We start from the raw sequence: 17158 nt of genomic DNA on the forward strand, positions 1-17158 counted from the left end.
TGCTGACCCGGTGAGCCGGGCGAGCGAGGACTCCAACCGCCGCATGCTCCGGGCGCGGGACGAGATGGACCGCTCCTACGCCGAGCCGCTCGACGTCCCCACGCTGGCCCGGATCGCGCACGTGTCCGAGGCGCACTTCATCCGCACCTTCCGGGCGACCTTCGGCGAGACGCCGCACCGGTACCTGCAGCGCCGCCGGGTGGAGCGGGCCATGTGGCTGCTGCGCAGCACCGACCGGTCGGTGACCGACGTCTGCATGGCGGTCGGCTTCTCCAGCCTCGGCACCTTCAGCCGGGTGTTCGCCGAGGTCGTGGGGGAGCCGCCGAGCGCGTACCGCCGCCGCGGGCCGCTGGCGGCCGTGCCCAGCTGCTTCGGCATGCGCTGGCTGAGACCGAGCGAGCACAGCTCAGGAACGGAGAAGCCCGGCGCGGTCCCCGCGCCCTAGCGTCGGACGCATGTTGAACACCATCTCGATCACGCAGATCTACGTCCTCGACCAGGACCAGGCGCTGGACTTCTACGTGGGCAAGCTCGGCTTCGAGGTCAAGACCGACCAGCAGTTCGGGCCGATGCGCTTCCTCACCGTCGCGCTGCCCTCCGACCCCGGCCACGCGGTGCTCCTGGAGCTGCCCGCCCCGCCGTCGGTCAGCCCGGAGCTGGCCGAGCAGGTGCGCGACCTGGTCACCCGGGGCGCCGGAGGCGGCCACCTGTTCTTCACCACGGACGATGCGCACAAGACCCATGCCGCGCTGCGGGAGAAGGGCGTGGACGTGCCCGAGGAGCCGGTCGTGCAGCCCTACGGCATCGACTTCGGCTTCCGCGACCCGTTCGGCAACTCCGTGCGCGTCGCGCAGATGACCCCGCCGCCCTCCACCTGAGGCGCTCGCGGCCGGGTCCCGGCCGCCGCGCCGGCGGCGTCGCTCACCGTCGGGTGCCCCGCGCCCGCCCTGGAGGGCCACCCACTTGAGCCGATACGGGGACGCGCCGTATCGTCCGCTGTGACGGACGTCACGCCGTCGACGCGGCGTGACGGGTGCCCGATGGAGGAGACGCCCATGAGCGCGCTCACGCCCGACTGCGACCCCGACCTGTCCACCTGCGGCTCTCCCGTGGGCTCGTCACCGGGCGGGAGCGTGCGCTCCACGGTCGTCCTGCTCGCCCTGGTCACCGTCGCGGTGCTCGCCGTCACCGCAGACGCGGTACCCGGGGCCGTCGTCTTCCTCGCGGGGGGCGTGGGTCTGGTCTCGGCGCTGGTGCTGGGCAGCCGGGGCGTGCGCCTCACCCGGCGCGCCGTCACCGCCGCCGCGTGGGCGCCCCAGGTGCGCCGGTCCCGTCCGGCGGCCTGACCGGCACCGCACGACCACGACACCCCGGGCTGCGGAGCCGGCCCGAGGACGGCAGGCTGACCGCGCGACGACGCCGTCCGAGGAGGCCCTGCCGATGACCGGTCCCGCACCCGTCACCTGGACCGACGCCGCCGACGGCGTCCGGCTGGCCGAGCGCCGCTGGCGGCCCGACGGCGCGGCGCGCGGGACGGTCCAGCTGGTGCACGGGCTGTCGGAGCACGCCGGCCGCTACGAGCGGCTGGCCGGGGCGCTCACCGCCCGCGGCCTCGCCGTCGCCGCGCTCGACCAGCGCGGGCACGGGCGCACGGCGGAGTCGACCGGACCCGGGGCGTTCGGCCAGGGCGCGACCAGCGACGCCGTCCTCGACGACGTCCGCGACCTGGGGGAGCGGCTGGCCGCCGAGCACCCCGGCGTCCCGCGGTTCCTGCTCGGCCACTCGCTCGGCTCCGCCGTGGCGCTGGCCTCCGCCGAGCGCGACGGCGCGGGCCTGGCCGGCCTCGTGCTGTCCGGGCCGATCGGCGTCGCGCCGCGCTTCGCCGAGGCCGTGCCGCAGCTGGAGGCCGCCGTCGCCGGCGGGCTGGGGGACCAGCCGATGGACGCCCTCAGTGGCTTCAACGCGTCCTTCGAGCCGGCCCGCACCCCCTACGACTGGCTGTCCCGCGACCCGGCCGAGGTCGACGCCTACGTGGCCGACCCGCTGTGCGGTGACGACGTCCCGCCGACGTACGGCTACGGCGCCGGGATGTTCGCCCTGGTGACCCGGGTCGCGAGCCCCGAGGGCGTCGCCGGGCTGCCCGGTGGGCTGCCGGTGCTGCTGCTGTCCGGGCAGCGCGACCCGGTCGGCGGCGAGGACGCCGCGCAGGTGACCGCGCTGGCCGAGCTGCTGCGCGGCCGCGGCCTGCCGGTGGAGCAGCGGGTCTACCCCGACGCCCGTCACGAGGTGTTCAACGAGACCAACCGCGACGAGGTGACCGCCGACCTGCTGGCCTGGCTGGAGCAGCGGCTGGCCGGATGACACCGACGGCGGGGGCGAACCACACCGGTGTCGTCCCCCCGACCTAACCTGGGAGCCATGCCCGACCCGTCCACGTACCGCCCCGCGGTCGGCAGCATCCCCGAGAGCCCGGGGGTCTACAGGTTCCGCGATCCCAACGGCCGCGTGATCTACGTGGGCAAGGCGAAGAGCCTGCGCCAGCGGCTGAACAGCTACTTCGCCGACGTCGCCGGCCTGCACCCGCGCACCCGCCAGATGGTGACGACGGCGGCGAGCGTCGAGTGGACCGTCGTCGGCACCGAGGTCGAGGCCCTCCAGCTCGAGTACAACTGGATCAAGGAGTTCGACCCGCGGTTCAACGTCCGCTACCGCGACGACAAGAGCTACCCGAGCCTCGCCGTGACCCTCAACGAGGAGTACCCGCGGCTGCAGGTGATGCGCGGGCCGAAGAGGAAGGGCGTCCGGTACTTCGGGCCCTACGCGCACGCCTGGGCCATCCGCGAGACGCTCGACACGCTCACCCGGGTCTTCCCCGCCCGCACCTGCTCCAACGGCGTCTTCAAGCGGGCCGGGCAGATCGGCCGGCCCTGCCTGCTCGGCTACATCGGCAAGTGCGCCGCCCCCTGCGTCGGCCGGGTCTCCACCGAGGAGCACCGCGCGATCGTCGACGACTTCTGCGACTTCATGGCCGGCCGCACCGACCTCATGGTCAAGCGGCTCGAGCGGGAGATGGCCGAGGCCGCCGAGGCCATGGAGTACGAGAAGGCCGCCCGGCTGCGCGACGACCTCGGCGCGCTCAAGCGGGCGATGGAGAAGCAGGCCGTCGTCCTGGGCGACGGCACCGACGCCGACGTCGTCGCCTTCGCCCAGGACGAGCTGGAGGCCGCCGTCCAGGTGTTCCACGTCCGCGGCGGGCGGGTGCGCGGCCAGCGCGGCTGGATCATCGACAAGGTCGAGGAGGTCAGCACCGGCGAGCTGGTCGAGCAGTTCCTCCTGCAGGTGTACGGCGGGGTCGACGAGCAGACCGGGGTCGGCGAGGCGGGGGAGGCGGTGCCCAGGGAGGTGCTGGTCCCCGAGCTGCCCGAGGACGCCGACGTCTACGAGGAGCTGCTCACCGAGCTGCGCGGCTCGCGGGTGTCGCTGCGGGTGCCCCAGCGCGGCGACAAGCGCAGCCTGCTGGAGACCGTGGAGCGCAACGCCAAGGAGGCCTTCGCCCGGCACCGCGTGAAGCGCTCCAGCGACCTCACCGCCCGCAGCCTGGCGCTCAGCGAGCTGCAGGAGGCGCTCGAGCTGCCCGAGGCGCCGCTGCGCATCGAGTGCATCGACGTCTCGCACGTGCAGCAGACCAACGTCGTGGCCAGCATGGTCGTCTTCGAGGACGGCCTGGCGAAGAAGTCGGACTACCGCCGGTTCTCCGTCCAGCACGGCACCGACGACACCGCGGCCATGGCCGAGGTGGTCCGCCGCCGGTTCGCCCGCCACCTCAAGGAGGAGGCCGACCGCAGGGACGAGCAGGGCATCGCCGCGGAGGAGGGCCGGCCGCGCCGGTTCGCCTACCCGCCGAACCTGCTCGTGGTGGACGGCGGCGCCCCGCAGGTCGCCGCGGCCGCCCGCTCGCTCGACGAGCTGGGGGTCGTCGACGTCGCCGTCTGCGGGCTGGCCAAGCGGATGGAGGAGGTGTGGCTGCCCGGGGAGAGCGACCCGGTGATCCTGCCGCGCACCTCGGAGGCGCTGTACCTGCTGCAGCGGGTGCGCGACGAGGCCCACCGGTTCGCGATCACCTACCACCGGCAGAAGCGGTCGGTCAGCATGCTGGTGTCGCTGTTGGACGACGTCCCCGGCCTCGGGGAGACGCGGCGGAAGGCGCTGATGAAGCAGTTCGGGTCCCTCAAGCGGCTGCGCGCGGCCTCGGTCGACGAGCTCGTGGCGGTGCCCGGCATCGGCCGCCGGACCGCCGAGGCGGTCCTGGCCGCCGTCGCCGAGCCGGCTGCCGACCGGTCTCGCGACGACGCGGACGACGTCGACGCGGACGGTGTCGTCGAGAGCACGACCGCGCCGGCCGGGCCGGCCGAGCGGGGGACGCCCGTCCCCGGCGCCGGTGACACCGCCGAGGTCGGCCGGGTCGCCTCGTGAGCACCGAGCAGGGGACCGGGGCCGGGACGGCGGCCCCGACCGCCGACGTCGCCGCGCGGGACGGTCAGGCCGGTCCACAGGCCGACGTCCCGGCCGGCCTCGACGGGAGCAGCACCGAGACGCCGCCGGTCGAGGTCGTCGTCGTCACCGGCCTGTCCGGTGCGGGCAAGAACAGCGCCGGACGGGTCATGGAGGACCTGGGCTGGTACGTCGTCGACAACCTGCCGCCGGCGCTGCTGCTGCCGATGGTCGAGCTCGGCGCACGCGGCGACGTCCGCCGCTTCGCCGCCGTCGTCGACGTCCGCAGCCGGGCCTTCTCCAGCGACCTGCAGGAGGCCATCCGGGTGCTGGCCGAGGCCGGGCACCGGCCGCGGGTCGTCTACGTGCACGCCCGCGACGAGGTGCTGGTCCGCCGGTACGAGTCCAACCGCCGCGAGCACCCGCTGCAGGGCTCGGGCCGGCTGATCGACGGCATCTCCGCCGAGCGGGTCCTGCTCACCGGGATCGCCGGCGAGGCCGACCTGTGGGTCGACACCAGCGACCTCAACGTCCACCAGCTGCGGGCCACCCTGGAGAACGCCTTCGCGCGCGAGGGCCGCACCCCGCCCCTGACGGCGACCGTGCTCAGCTTCGGCTTCAAGTACGGCCTCCCGCTGGACGCCGACCTCGTCGTCGACGCCCGCTTCCTGCCCAACCCGCACTGGCTGCCCGAGCTGCGCCCGCACACCGGCCAGGACCCCGACGTCCGGGACTACGTCCTCGGCCAGGAGGACGCCGGGCCCTTCCTCGACCGCTACACCGACGTCCTGCGGCTGCTCGTGCCCGGCTACCGCCGCGAGGGCAAGCGCTACCTGACGCTCGCGGTCGGCTGCACCGGCGGCAAGCACCGCAGCGTCGCCATCGCCGAGGAGTTCACCCGCCGGTTGCGGGCCGACGGCATCGACGCGGTCGCCCGCCACCGCGACCTGGGCCGCGAGTAGTGGGCGCCCGGCCCACCGCGCCCGGGTCCAGCGCCGCCCCCCGGGTGGTCGCCTTCGGTGGCGGCCACGGACTGGCTGCGGCCCTGGGCGCCTGGCGCCGGATCACCCCGGACCTGACCGCCGTGGTCACCGTGGCCGACGACGGCGGCTCCTCCGGCCGGATCCGCCGCGAGATGCCCGTGCTACCCCCCGGTGACCTGCGCATGGCGCTGGCCGCGCTGGCCGGGGAGGACCCGGCTCGGCAGGAGATGGCGCGGCTGTTCCAGCACCGGCTCGGGGGCACCGGCGTGCTCGCCGGGCACCCCGTCGGCAACCTCGTCCTCACCGGGCTGGTGGAGCTGCACGACGGCGACACCGTCCGCGCGCTCGACGCCGCGCGCGAGCTGGTCGGCGCGTGCGGGCGGGTGCTGCCCATGGCCGACGTCCCGCTCGACCTCGTCGCCCACGTGGAGACGTTCGACCCCGACGACCCGGCCCGCACCCGCACCATCCGTGGCCAGGTGGCCATCGCCTCCACCCCCGGCCGGGTGCGCGACATCCTGCTCGCGCCGGCCGACCCGCCCGTGCACCCCGACGTGCTCGCCGCCATCGCCGCCGCCGACGTCGTGTCGCTGGGGCCCGGCTCCTGGTACACCTCCGTGCTGCCCCACCTGCTGGTGCCGAAGCTGCGCGCGGCGCTGGCCGCGAGCCCCGCCCGGGTGGTCGTGGTGCTCAACCTGGAGCCGCAGCCGGGGGAGACCGACGGCTTCTCGCCGGAGGAGCACCTGCGGGTGCTGCAGGCCCACCTGGACGGTGTGGCGCTGCACACCGTGATCGCGGATGCGGAATCGGTGGTTGACCGTTGTGGTCTCCTGTCTGCAGTGCGCGAGTGCGGCGCCGAGCTCGTCCTGGCCCCGGTCGCCGAGCTCGACGGCTCACCGCGCCACGACCCCACGCGGTTGTCCGCCGCGCTGACCTCGGTGGTGGTCGGAGCGCAGTGACGGGTAGGGGTCGCAGCCGGTACACCGGTACACCGGTACCGACGGTGACCGGACGGTTCGAGGGGGAGAGGTGACGCCGCGTATGGCGCCGCAGCAGGCGAGGGGGTGGTCGTCGTGGCGATGACCGCCATGGTCAAGGACGAGCTGTCCCGGGTGGAGTGCACGCGGACCTCCGAGCGCAAGGCCGAGGTCACCGCGCTGCTCCGCTTCTCCGGCGGACTGCACATCGTGGGCGGTCGCGTCGTCATCGAGGCCGAACTGGACACCGGGTCGGTGGCCCGCCGGCTCCGGCGGGACATCAGCGAGGTCTACGGCTACACCAGCGGGGTCAGCGTGCTGGCCGGCGGCAACATCCGCCGCGGCGTGCGGTACCTGGTGCGCATCGCCAAGCACGGCGAGGGCCTCGCGCGGCAGACCGGGCTGGTCGACCAGCGCGGCCGCCCGGTGCGCGGGCTGCCGCCGTCGGTGGTCTCGGGCAGCATCAACGACGCCGAGGCCGCCTGGCGGGGGGCGTTCCTGGCGCACGGCTCGCTCACCGAGCCCGGCCGGTCCTCCTCGCTCGAGGTCACCTGCCCCGGCCCCGAGGCGGCCATGGCCCTGGTCGGCGCGGCCCGGCGGCTGGGCATCGCCGCCAAGGCCCGCGAGGTCCGCGGCGCCGACCGGGTCGTCGTCCGCGACGGCGACGCGATCGGCGCGCTGCTGACCCGCATGGGCGCGCACGACGCCGTCCTGGCCTGGGAGGAGCGGCGGATGCGCCGCGAGGTCCGGGCCACCGCCAACCGGCTGGCGAACTTCGACGACGCCAACCTGCGCCGCTCCGCGCGCGCCGCGGTCGCGGCCAGCGCCCGGGTCGAGCGGGCGCTGGAGATCCTCGCCGGCGACGCCCCCGAGCACCTGCTGGTCGCCGGGCGGCTGCGCCTCGAGTACGGCCAGGCCTCGCTGGAGGAGCTCGGTCAGCGCGCCGACCCGCCGATGACCAAGGACGCCGTCGCCGGCCGCATCCGGCGCCTGCTGGCCATGGCCGACAAGCGGGCGAAGGACCTCGGCATCCCCGACACCGAGTCGGTCGTGACGGAGGACATGCTGGCCCAGTAGGGGCTCGGGGGCCTCCCGCGCCCGTCACCCGGCCGGGTGACGGCACCTCCAGCCGGGCGGGGCGGTGGTCGATGCCTCCGGCAGTGGCGTGCAGACGGACGCGCCCGTCGGAGCGAGGAGCCCAGGACGGGCACGCAGCACTGGGTCCTGGTCTTCTCCTGCGCGGCGCTGGTCGCTGCAGGCGCCGCCGTCCTGGGGTGGCAGCGACGCGACCGCACGCCGGCCGCGACGTCGCTGGCCGCGCTCATGGCAGGCGTCGCGGCCTGGTCGGCGGCGGACGCGGTCTTCTTCTCGCCGGTGTCCGCGGCCGTCCGGCTGGTGTGCGCCCCGGCCCTGTACGCCGCCAGCGGCCTCGTCGTCATCGCCGCGTTCGCCCTCGCGCGGACGGTCGCCGACCCCTCCTGGCGGCTCTCCCGCCGGGCGGCCCTGCTGCTCGCGGTCGAGCCGGCACTGCTCATCGTGGCCTTCGCCGTGCCTGCCACGCGGGACCTGGTCCTGCCCGGGGCGCACCTGGACGGCCCGGCGTCGGACCTGCGGATCGCGGTCGGGCCGCTGCTGACGGCCCGCACCGCGGGGGCCCACGTCCTGGTCGCCGTCGCCCACACCCAGCTGCTCCGCCGCTGGTCCGGAGCCGCCGGGGTGTTCCGCCGCCAGATCGGCGTCCTGCCCGCCACCGGGGCGTTGTCCACGGTCGGCGACGTCGTGGCCGTGCTGGCCATCCACAACGGCTCGGGTGTCGAGATCACCCCGCTGTTCACCCTGGTCAGCGGGGTCGTCGACAGCTGGGCGCTGTTCCGGCTCGGCCTGCTGCGACTGGTCCCGGTCGCCCGCGAGCAGGTCGTCGACACCGTCCCCGACGGCGTCCTCGTCGTCGACCCCGGCGGCGTCCTCATCGACGTCAACCCGGCCGCCGTCCGGATGCTGCAGCGGCTCCGGCCGGAGGTCCGGGGTGAGCTGGTCGGACGGTTGCTGGCCGACGTCGCGGGCCCCCGTGCGGTGGCCGCCCTGGCCGCGACCGCAGGGCACGGCGGTCACCAGGTCGCCGAGGTCCGCCCGGGGCTGTGGCTCGACGTGCGCTCCTCCGCGGTGAGCGACCCGCGCGGGCGGCCGCTGGGCCGGATCCCCGTGGTGCGCGACGTCAGCGAGCAGCAGGAGCGGCAGGCCGCCGTCGAACGGCTCAACGAGCAGCTCGCCGAGCAGGTCGAGGTGATCGAGCGGCTGCGGGCCGAGCTCGCCGAGGAGGCCGTCCGCGACCCGCTGACCGGGCTGCACAACCGCCGCCACCTCGACCGCGCGCTCGCCGCCGACCTGGTCCGCCGTCCCCGGGCCGGCGAGCTGGCGGTGCTCGTCGTCGACGTCGACCACGTCACGACCGTCAACGACCGCTTCGGGCACGCCGCCGGTGACCGGGTGCTCACCGCGGTCGCCGCGGTGCTCGACGCCGCCGTGCGGGAGGGGGACACCGCCGCGCGGCTCGGCGGGGAGGAGTTCGTGCTCGTGCTGCCCGGTGCCGGCCGCCAGCAGGCCCTCGAGCGCGCCGAGCGGGTGCGGCGCGAGATCGCCGCCGCCCGGCACCGGCTCGGCGGCGAGGACCACGCGGTCACGGTGAGCGTCGGGGTCGCCGTCTGCCCGTCCGAGGCGGCGGGAGCCGCCGCCCTGCTCGAGGCCGCCGACCGCGCCCTCTAGGCCGCCAAGGCGACCGGGCGCGACCGGGTCGTCGCCGCGGACCCCGCCGACGGCGCGGTGGCCACCGGCGCGCCCGTGCCGGAACTGGTGCCCGGCGGCTGAGGCTCGACCGGACGGCTCGGGCCCCGGCCGATAGGGTCGTCGCCAGTCGGGGTCGCGCGCCCGCGCGGCCGACCGAGGTGACATCGAACCGAGCACATGGAGGTCAGCTGTGACCGTACGGGTTGGCATCAACGGCTTCGGCCGGATCGGGCGCAACTTCTGGCGAGCGGCCGCGGCCAGCGGCAAGGACGTCGAGATCGTGGCGGTCAACGACCTGACCAGCCCCGAGGTGCTCGCGCACCTGCTCAAGTACGACAGCGTCCTGGGCGTGCTGTCCGAGGACGTCGCCGCCGACGGCCAGGGCATCAAGATCGGCGGGACCACCGTGAAGGTGCTCTCCGAGCGCGACCCGGCCAGCCTGCCGTGGGGCGACCTGGGCGTCGACGTCGTCGTCGAGTCCACCGGCTTCTTCACCAAGGCCGACGACGCCCGCAAGCACGTCGACGCCGGCGGCGCCAAGAAGGTCGTCATCTCCGCGCCGGCCACCGGCGACGACCTGACCATCGTCATGGGCGTCAACCACGAGCAGTACGACGGCTCGCAGACCATCATCAGCAACGCGTCCTGCACCACCAACTGCCTGGCGCCGCTGGCCAAGGTGCTCAACGACGCCTTCGGCATCGAGCGCGGCCTGATGACGACGATCCACGCCTACACCGCCGACCAGAACCTGCAGGACGGCCCGCACAAGGACCTGCGCCGCGCCCGCGCCGCCGCGCTCAACATCGTCCCGACCTCCACCGGTGCGGCCAAGGCCATCGGCCTGGTGCTGCCCGAGCTACAGGGCAAGCTCGACGGCTACGCCCTCCGCGTCCCGGTGCCCACCGGCTCGGCCACCGACCTCACCGTCCAGCTCACCCGCGAGGCCTCGGCCGACGACATCGACGCCGCCTACCGCGAGGCCGCGGCCGGGCCGCTGGCCGGGTACCTCAAGTACACCGACGCGCCGATCGTCTCCTCCGACATCGTCACCGACCCGGCGTCGTGCATCTACGACTCCAAGCTGACCAAGGTCTTCGGTCCGATGGCCAAGGTGCTCGGCTGGTACGACAACGAGTGGGGCTACTCGAACCGGCTCGTCGACTCCGTCGAGCTCGTCGGGCGTTCCCTCTGACATGCGCGCCCTCGACGACCTGCTCGCCGAGGGCGTCTCGGGTCGGCGCGTGCTCGTGCGCGCCGACCTGAACGTCCCCCTGGACAAGCAGACCCGCGCGATCACCGACGACGGGCGCATCCGGGCCAGCCTGCCGACGCTGCAGGCGTTGCGCGAGGGCGGCGCCCGCGTCGTCGTCGCCGCCCACCTGGGCCGGCCCAAGGGCGCCCCCGACCCGCAGTACTCGCTGGCCCCGGTGGCCGCGCGGCTCGGCGAGCTGCTCGGCACCGACGTGCCGCTGGCCGCCGACGTCGCCGGCGACGACGCCCGCGCGCGGGCCGCGGCCCTCGGCGACGGCGACGTCCTCCTGGTGGAGAACGTCCGCTTCGAGGCCGCCGAGACGAGCAAGGACGACGCCGAGCGCGGCGAGCTGGCCGACCGGCTGGCCGCGCTGGCCGACGTCTACGTCGACGACGCCTTCGGCGCGGTGCACCGCAAGCACGCGTCGGTGTACGACGTCGCGGAGCGGCTGCCGCACGTCGCCGGCCGGCTGGTGGCCACCGAGCTGGACGTCCTCACCCGGCTCACGACCGACCCGGCGCGGCCCTACGTGGTCGTGCTGGGCGGCTCGAAGGTGAGCGACAAGCTCGCCGTCATCGAGGCGCTGCTGCCCAAGGTCGACCGGCTGCTGGTGGGCGGCGGGATGTGCTTCACCTTCCTGGCCGCCCAGGGTCACGGGGTCGGGGGCTCGCTGCTGGAGGCCGACCAGGTCGACACCTGCCGGCGGCTGCTGGCCGAGGCCGGCGACCGGATCGTGCTGCCGCTCGACGTCGTCTGCGCGCCGGAGTTCAGCGCCGACGTGGAGACGACGATCGTCCCGGTCGAGGAGATCCCGGACGGGCAGATGGGCCTCGACGTGGGCCCGCGGACGGTCGAGGCGTTCGGCCGCGAGCTGGCCGGCGCGCGGACGGTGTTCTGGAACGGCCCGATGGGCGTGTTCGAGCTGGCGCCCTTCCAGGCCGGCACCCGCGGGGTCGCCGAGGCCGTGGCCGCCGTCGACGGGCTGTCGGTGGTCGGCGGCGGTGACTCCGCGGCCGCCGTCCGGCAGCTCGGCCTCGACGAGTCGGCCTACGGACACATCAGCACCGGCGGCGGCGCGTCGCTGGAGTACCTCGAGGGCCGGGAGCTGCCGGGCCTGGCGGTGCTCGCGGACGGAGGGGACGCCTGATGGCCCGCACGCAGCCGCCGGCCCGCCGCGAGGGCCGCCGCCCGCTGATCGCGGGCAACTGGAAGATGCACATGACGCACCTGGAGGCCATCGGCCTGGTGCAGAAGCTCGTCTTCAGCCTCACCGAGAAGCAGCTCGACGACGCCGAGGTCGTCGTCCTCCCGCCGTTCACCGCGCTGCGCAGCGTGCAGACCCTGGTCACGGGCGACCAGCTCGCCGTCGGCTACGGCGCGCAGGACCTCTCCGCGCACGACTCCGGCGCCTACACCGGTGAGGTCAGCGGCGCGATGCTCTCCGCGCTGGCCTGCGGGTTCGTCGTCGTCGGGCACTCCGAGCGGCGGGCGCTGCACGGTGAGGACGACGCCGAGGTCGCGGCCAAGGTGCAGGCCGCCCTGCGGCACGGCCTGACGCCGATCCTGTGCGTGGGGGAGGGGCTCGACGTCCGCCGCGCCGGCGGGCACGTGGCCCACTGCACCGCCCAGCTCGACGCCGCGCTCGAGGGTGTCCCCGCCGAGCAGGTCGAGCGGATCGTCCTGGCCTACGAGCCGGTGTGGGCGATCGGTACCGGCGAGGTGGCCACGCCCGAGGACGCTCAGGAGGTGTGCGGTGCCCTACGGTCACGGCTCGCCCAGCGTTTCAGCCCCGCGACGGCCGCCGTCGTCCGTATCCTCTACGGCGGGTCGGTGAAGTCCGCCAGCACGGCCGGGATCCTGGCCGGGCCGGACGTCGACGGCGCACTCGTCGGGGGCGCGAGCCTGGACGCCGACGAGTTCGCGCAGATCTGTCGGATCGCCGCCGAGGGCAGCTAGTCGCAGCCGCCGGCGGCCCAGTGGGGGCGGGTGGGTGGACAGCACGCGCGAGCGCTCCTCCGGGAGCACGTCCACCCGGCTCCCGGGCCGCCGGCCGGCGTGGCTGCGCGGCACGGCCAGGCGGGTCCTCGCCCTGGCCGGCGTGGTGGTGCTCGTCGTCGTCCTCGCGGTCAGCTGCGGCGGCGCCCGCGACGGCGCCGCGACCGTCCCCGTCCTCGGCGACGGGCCCGACGCCGGTGTCGACGGCGTCCGCTCGGCGTCCGACGCCACCGGCGGGACGCTGCGCGTGGTCACCGGCGAGATCGACAGCCTCGACCCGCAGCGCTCCTACCAGCCGGGCGTGTGGAACCTCATGCGGCTCTACACCCGCACGCTGGTCACCTACTCCTCCGAGCCCGGCAGCACCGGCGACCTGGTGCCCGACCTGGCCACCGACCGGGGCACCACCACCGACGGCGGGCTGACCTGGGCGTTCACCATCCGCGAGGGAGCCCGGTTCGAGAACGGCCGGGCGATCACCTCGCGCGACGTCAAGTACGGCATCGAGCGGTCCTTCGCCTCGGACGTCGTCGTCGGCGGCCCCACCTACGTCGTCGACCTGCTCGACGACCCGGCCAACCCCTACGCCGGGCCGTACCAGGACGAGGCCCCGGACAGGCTCGGGCTGGCCGCCGTCGAGACGCCCGACGACCTGACCGTCGTCTTCCGGCTGCGCACCGCCCGGCCCGACTTCCCCCACGTGCTGGCCCTGCCCTCGAGCAGCCCGGTGCCGGTGGAGAACGACACCGGTGCCGACTACGGCCGCGACCCGGTCTCCTCCGGCCCCTACGCGGTGACCTCCGTCGACGCCGAGACCGGCATCGTGCTTGACCGCAACCCGCAGTGGGATCGCGCGGCCGACCCCATCCGCTCGGCGCTGCCCGACCGCGTCGTCGTCCGCACCGGGATGTCCAACCTCGAGCGCGACCAGGCGCTGCTGGCCGGGTCGGCCGACGTCGACGTCTCCGGGATGGGCGTGCACGCCGCGACCACCTCCCGGCTGGCCGAGGGCGCCGGGGGCGAGGTGCCCCTGGCCGACCGGGTCGACGACGTGACCAGCGGCGCGGTGCGCATGCTGGCGCTGCCGACCGACGTGGCGCCGATGGGCAACGCCGACTGCCGGGCCGCGGTGGTCGCGGCCATCGACCGGCGCGCCGTGCAGGACGTGCTCGGCGGCGGGGACAACGCCGTGCGCACCTCGCAGCTGTGGCCGCGGGCGCTCGCCGGCGGACCGGAGGAGCCCGACCCGGGCCCGGACCTCGACGCCGCACGCGCCGCGCTGGCCGCCTGCGGCCAGCCGGAGGGGTTCAGCACGGTGCTCGCCGTCCCCGACGCGGGGACCAGCATCGAGGTCGCCGAGGAGGTCTCCGGCCAGCTGGCCGCCGTCGGGATCGACGCCCGGGTGACGCCGTTGCCCGCGGCGAGCTTCTACGCCACCGACGTCGGCAGCCCGGACAACGTCGCCCGCAACGGCTACGGCATCGTGCTGGCCACCTGGAGCGCCGACTTCCCCACCCCCAGCTCCTTCCTCGTGCCCCTGGCCGACGGCCGGTCGGTGAGCGCGGTGGGCAACACCAACTACGCCCGGCTGACCGACCCGGCGCTGTCGGGCCTGGTCGACGCCGCCCGCCAGGCCGCCGACCCCGGGGCCGCGCGGACGGCCTGGGCGGAGGTGGCCACCGCGGCCCGGGCCACCGACGCCTACGTGCCGCTCGTGGAGACCCGCCTGCAGCTGCTGGCCGGCCAGCGGCTGCGCAACGGGGTGGTCATGCTGCCCTACGCCGGCTACGACCTGGCCACCGCGGGCGTGCGCTGACCGGGGCGTCCACGGGCACCGGTTACCCTGGGGCCCATGGTCGAGCTCGCCCTGAACGTGGTGCTGGTCCTCACCAGCGTGCTGCTCGTGGTGCTGATCCTGCTGCACCGCGGCAAGGGCGGCGGCCTGTCCTCGATGTTCGGCGGCGCGGTGTCCTCGCAGCTGTCCGGCTCCTCGGTGGTCGAGAAGAACCTCAACCGGCTCACCGTGTTCACCGGCGCGATCTGGACGGTGTGCATCGTGACGCTCGGCATCCTGCTGAAGGTCTGAGCGTCACGCTCCGCACGCTCGCGGCGAAAACGTGATCGAGGAGACGCGTCCCAGGCCATAGACTGCGCGGGCGGTGCGTCCCGCGCCGCAGGACGACGTCATGGCACGTCGCAGAGCAGGTCGGTCCTGAGGGGGCGCTCGTGGCTGGTGGCAATGCGATCCGGGGCACACGGGTCGGTGCGGGTCCGATGGGGGAGGCCGAGCGCGGCGAGGCCGCGCCACGCAACCGGATCGCCTACTGGTGCAGCCAGGGGCACGAGACACGGGTGGCCTTCGCCACCGACGCCGAGGTGCCCGAGCTGTGGGACTGCCCCCGGTGCGGCCTGCCGGCCGGCCAGGACGAGCAGACGCCGCCGCCGGCGCCGCGCACCGAGCCCTACAAGACCCACCTCGCCTACGTGCGCGAGCGGCGCAGCGACGCCGACGGTGACGCCCTCCTCGAGGAGGCCCTGGCCAAGCTGCGGGCACGCCGGGGAGCCTGATTCATCGCCGCGGCCCCTGGGGCCCACGGTGCCTGACGCCGTGAGGGGCGGAGGCTCAGGCCTCCGCCCCCGGTAGGCGGTCGGCGGCCGCGGCGTCGAGCAGCCAGCGGGTGGCCCGGCGGCCGCGGGCACCGGCCGCGGGCAGGTCGACCGGGTCCGCCCCGCCCAGCGCGCTCGCCACGGCGTCGGCCTTGCCCTCGCCGGAGACCAGCAGCCACACCTCCTCGGCGCTGGTGATGGCCGGGAAGCCGAGGCTCACCCGGGTCGGCGGCGGCTTCGGGCAGTCCCGGACGGCGACCACCGGCCGCTCGTCCGTGGCCGCGGGCGAGTGCGGGAAGATCGACGCGACGTGACCCTCCGGTCCCATGCCCAGCAGCAGCACGTCGAAGCGGGGCAGCGGGCCCTCGCCGGCGGCCGCCGCGAGCTGCCCGGCGTACCACTCGGCGGCGTCCTCGGGCTCGGCGAAGCCGGCGTCGGAGGCGGGCATCGCGTGCACCCGCTCCGCCGGCACCCCGACCCGGTCGAGCAGTGCCGCGCGGGCGCCCTTCTCGTTGCGCTCGTCGTCGTCGGCGGGCACGAACCGCTCGTCGCCCCACCAGACGTCGACCGCCGTCCAGTCCACCCGCTCCCGCGCCGGCTCCTCCGCCAGGCCGGCCACGTGCCGCAGCACGGCGGTGCCGACGCCGCCGCCGGTGAGCACCACCGACGCCGTCCCGTGCACCGCCTGGGCGGCGGCCAGCCGGGCGACCAGCGCGGTGGCGGCCACGCGGGCGAGCACCTCGGCGTCGGGCTCGACGACGACGTCGGGCCCCGGCCCGTCGGTCCGCTCGGCCGGCCGGGCGACGATGCGGTCCCCGGGGGTCGGCGTCACCGGACCGCCTCGGGCGCGGTCGGGTCCGGGGTGTCGTGCTCGCCGTGCTCGGCGACCTCGTCGGCGCCCTCGGAGTCCGCGGGCACGGTGGGGGCCGCGCCGTGCGGGCTGCCCTGCCCGACGCCGCCCTCGCCCCCGTCCCCGGTGCCGTCCGCGGGGACCTCCTCGGCCACCCCGCCGGAGCCGCCGTGCTCGGCCGGGTCGACCCACACGTGCGCGCGGACCGCGGCCCGTCCGACCAGGCCGGAGACGCCGGTGGTCGCCTCGAGGGCCTCGGCGTAGGGCTCGTCGGAGTCCAGCCGCCGCAGCTCCTCGCCGAGGAGGTCGCCGAGCGGGCGGTCGGGGAGCGCCACGGTGGCGTCGGGGCGGAAGGGCTGGCTGATCACCGCGCCGCCGCGACGGTCGGTGTGGACCCGGACCTCCTCGTCCTGGTCCAGCTGCAGGACGACCGCGTCGACGCCGCTGGGCCCGGGGTGGCGGGTGGACTGGACGACGTCGATCGGGGCGCCGGAGCGCGACTGCAGCCAGCCGGCCAGCAGCTGCGCCGTCGCCGCACCCGGATCGCCCTCGACCCGGCCGCCGAGCACCCGCACCGCGTCGCCGCGGCGCCCGGACACCGAGTCCACCGCGGAGGTGAGGGTCGCCCGCCAGGGGGTGGCCCGGGTCCAGGCCAGGTCGGTGTCGCCGGGGGCGTAGTCCTCCGCACGGGTGCGCAGTGCGCGCAGCTGGTCCTCCGCCGTGGCGCTGTCGGTGATCCGCCGGTCGGCGATGACCGCCAGCGCGTCGGTGGTCAGCCGCGACGGCGCGTTGCAGTGCCACCAGGTGACCACGGGCGCGTCGGCGGCCAGCAGCGGCAGCACGACCGACTCGGCGTGCAGCGCCAGCCGTCCGTACATCCGCATGACGACGGCCTCACCCGGACCGAGCCGGCCACCGATCGAGACCTCGGCGTCCAGCCGGGGCACCGGCGCCTCGATCTGCCGGCGCACGACGACGAGGATCCGGCAGGGGTGCTGCTCGGCGGCGGTGGTGGCCGCCTCCTCGGCCTCGGTGACCCGGCTCTCGTCGGCGACGACGACCAGGGTCAGCGCGACCCCGGACAGCACCGCGCCGCCGGTCCGCCGCTGGCTGGCCAGCTCCTTGACCACGGCCGAGCCGGTGGTGTCCCAGAGGGTCGTCATCGGGTGTCCTCCCGTCGGTCACCGCTGCTCCGGGGTCCCCCCGGAGACGTGGA

The 17158-nt window shown here is 75.6% G+C and carries 17 protein-coding genes; 15 read left to right on the forward strand and 2 right to left on the reverse strand.

The window, feature by feature from the left end:
- Positions 1–10: 10 nt before the first annotated feature.
- The 15 genes from ABQ292_RS06850 to ABQ292_RS06920 all read left to right on the forward strand — a co-directional run bounded on the left by ABQ292_RS06850 (position 11) and on the right by ABQ292_RS06920 (position 15053).
- On the forward strand, positions 11–445 hold the full coding sequence (locus ABQ292_RS06850) for a helix-turn-helix domain-containing protein (protein ID WP_369204590.1): 435 nt from the start codon (positions 11–13) through the stop codon (positions 443–445).
- Positions 446–455: 10 nt separating this feature from the next.
- On the forward strand, positions 456–878 hold the full coding sequence (locus tag ABQ292_RS06855; RefSeq protein ID WP_369204592.1) for a VOC family protein: 423 nt from the start codon (positions 456–458) through the stop codon (positions 876–878).
- 177 nt (positions 879–1055) lie between these two features.
- Positions 1056–1346: a hypothetical protein gene (locus tag ABQ292_RS06860; RefSeq protein WP_369204594.1), complete on the forward strand. Its 291-nt coding sequence runs from the start codon at positions 1056–1058 to the stop codon at positions 1344–1346.
- 94 nt (positions 1347–1440) lie between these two features.
- Positions 1441–2361 carry an alpha/beta fold hydrolase gene (locus ABQ292_RS06865; RefSeq protein WP_369204596.1) on the forward strand — a complete coding sequence of 307 codons (921 nt, stop codon included), beginning with the start codon at positions 1441–1443 and terminating at the stop codon, positions 2359–2361.
- Between the two features lie 57 nt (positions 2362–2418).
- Positions 2419–4473 carry an excinuclease ABC subunit UvrC gene (uvrC, locus tag ABQ292_RS06870; RefSeq protein WP_369204598.1) on the forward strand — a complete coding sequence of 685 codons (2055 nt, stop codon included), beginning with the start codon at positions 2419–2421 and terminating at the stop codon, positions 4471–4473.
- Positions 4470–5453: an RNase adapter RapZ gene (gene rapZ, locus ABQ292_RS06875; RefSeq protein ID WP_369204600.1), complete on the forward strand. Its 984-nt coding sequence runs from the start codon at positions 4470–4472 to the stop codon at positions 5451–5453. Before uvrC ends, rapZ begins: the two co-directional genes overlap by 4 nt.
- The gene (locus ABQ292_RS06880; RefSeq protein WP_369204603.1) at positions 5453–6433 is read left to right on the forward strand and encodes a gluconeogenesis factor YvcK family protein; all 981 of its coding nucleotides are present in this window, start codon (positions 5453–5455) and stop codon (positions 6431–6433) included. Before rapZ ends, ABQ292_RS06880 begins: the two co-directional genes overlap by 1 nt.
- Positions 6434–6553: 120 nt before the next feature.
- Positions 6554–7528, forward strand: coding sequence for a DNA-binding protein WhiA (gene whiA, locus ABQ292_RS06885; RefSeq protein ID WP_438940571.1), 975 nt, complete (start codon positions 6554–6556; stop codon positions 7526–7528).
- 36 nt (positions 7529–7564) lie between these two features.
- Positions 7565–9214: a histidine kinase N-terminal 7TM domain-containing diguanylate cyclase gene (locus tag ABQ292_RS06890; RefSeq protein ID WP_369204607.1), complete on the forward strand. Its 1650-nt coding sequence runs from the start codon at positions 7565–7567 to the stop codon at positions 9212–9214.
- A gap of 211 nt (positions 9215–9425) precedes the next feature.
- Positions 9426–10430: a type I glyceraldehyde-3-phosphate dehydrogenase gene (gap, locus tag ABQ292_RS06895; protein ID WP_369204609.1), complete on the forward strand. Its 1005-nt coding sequence runs from the start codon at positions 9426–9428 to the stop codon at positions 10428–10430.
- 1 nt (position 10431) lies between these two features.
- Positions 10432–11637, forward strand: coding sequence for a phosphoglycerate kinase (locus ABQ292_RS06900; RefSeq protein ID WP_369204611.1), 1206 nt, complete (start codon positions 10432–10434; stop codon positions 11635–11637).
- On the forward strand, positions 11637–12446 hold the full coding sequence (tpiA, locus tag ABQ292_RS06905) for a triose-phosphate isomerase (protein ID WP_369204613.1): 810 nt from the start codon (positions 11637–11639) through the stop codon (positions 12444–12446). Before ABQ292_RS06900 ends, tpiA begins: the two co-directional genes overlap by 1 nt.
- Positions 12447–12480: 34 nt before the next feature.
- Positions 12481–14301 carry an ABC transporter substrate-binding protein gene (locus tag ABQ292_RS06910; protein ID WP_369204615.1) on the forward strand — a complete coding sequence of 607 codons (1821 nt, stop codon included), beginning with the start codon at positions 12481–12483 and terminating at the stop codon, positions 14299–14301.
- 36 nt (positions 14302–14337) lie between these two features.
- Positions 14338–14571 carry a preprotein translocase subunit SecG gene (secG, locus tag ABQ292_RS06915; protein ID WP_204693994.1) on the forward strand — a complete coding sequence of 78 codons (234 nt, stop codon included), beginning with the start codon at positions 14338–14340 and terminating at the stop codon, positions 14569–14571.
- Between the two features lie 140 nt (positions 14572–14711).
- A complete protein-coding gene (locus tag ABQ292_RS06920; RefSeq protein ID WP_369204617.1) occupies positions 14712–15053 on the forward strand; it encodes an RNA polymerase-binding protein RbpA in 342 nt (113 codons plus the stop codon).
- A 55-nt stretch (positions 15054–15108) separates the two neighbouring features.
- Here the strand turns inward: ABQ292_RS06920 and pgl are convergent, their stop codons facing one another.
- Together pgl and ABQ292_RS06930 are read right to left on the reverse strand one after the other, a co-directional pair.
- Positions 15109–15924, reverse strand: a complete 816-nt coding sequence (gene pgl, locus ABQ292_RS06925) for a 6-phosphogluconolactonase (RefSeq protein WP_369204619.1) — start codon at positions 15922–15924, stop codon at positions 15109–15111.
- Positions 15921–17105 (reverse strand): glucose-6-phosphate dehydrogenase assembly protein OpcA, encoded by a 1185-nt coding sequence (locus ABQ292_RS06930; protein WP_369204621.1) that lies wholly within the window; start codon positions 17103–17105, stop codon positions 15921–15923. The genes pgl and ABQ292_RS06930 overlap by 4 nt, the downstream gene beginning before the upstream one ends.
- Positions 17106–17158: the final 53 nt, after the last annotated feature.

Origin of the sequence: Geodermatophilus maliterrae (assembly GCF_041018925.1) — a bacterium.
GTDB classification, from domain to species: Bacteria; Actinomycetota; Actinomycetes; order Mycobacteriales; family Geodermatophilaceae; genus Geodermatophilus; species Geodermatophilus maliterrae.

Excerpts from the sequence above, each read along its gene's own strand:
- secG (WP_204693994.1), top strand. The coding sequence starts at position 14,338 with ATGGTCGAGCTCGCCCTGAACGTGGTGCTGGTCCTCACCAGCGTGCTG.
- tpiA (WP_369204613.1), top strand. The coding sequence starts at position 11,637 with ATGGCCCGCACGCAGCCGCCGGCCCGCCGCGAGGGCCGCCGCCCGCTG.
- ABQ292_RS06930 (WP_369204621.1), bottom strand. The coding sequence starts at position 17,105 with ATGACGACCCTCTGGGACACCACCGGCTCGGCCGTGGTCAAGGAGCTG.
- ABQ292_RS06860 (WP_369204594.1), top strand. The coding sequence starts at position 1,056 with ATGAGCGCGCTCACGCCCGACTGCGACCCCGACCTGTCCACCTGCGGC.
- ABQ292_RS06855 (WP_369204592.1), top strand. The coding sequence starts at position 456 with ATGTTGAACACCATCTCGATCACGCAGATCTACGTCCTCGACCAGGAC.
- ABQ292_RS06865 (WP_369204596.1), top strand. The coding sequence starts at position 1,441 with ATGACCGGTCCCGCACCCGTCACCTGGACCGACGCCGCCGACGGCGTC.
- whiA (WP_438940571.1), top strand. The coding sequence starts at position 6,554 with ATGACCGCCATGGTCAAGGACGAGCTGTCCCGGGTGGAGTGCACGCGG.
- ABQ292_RS06900 (WP_369204611.1), top strand. The coding sequence starts at position 10,432 with ATGCGCGCCCTCGACGACCTGCTCGCCGAGGGCGTCTCGGGTCGGCGC.
- uvrC (WP_369204598.1), top strand. The coding sequence starts at position 2,419 with ATGCCCGACCCGTCCACGTACCGCCCCGCGGTCGGCAGCATCCCCGAG.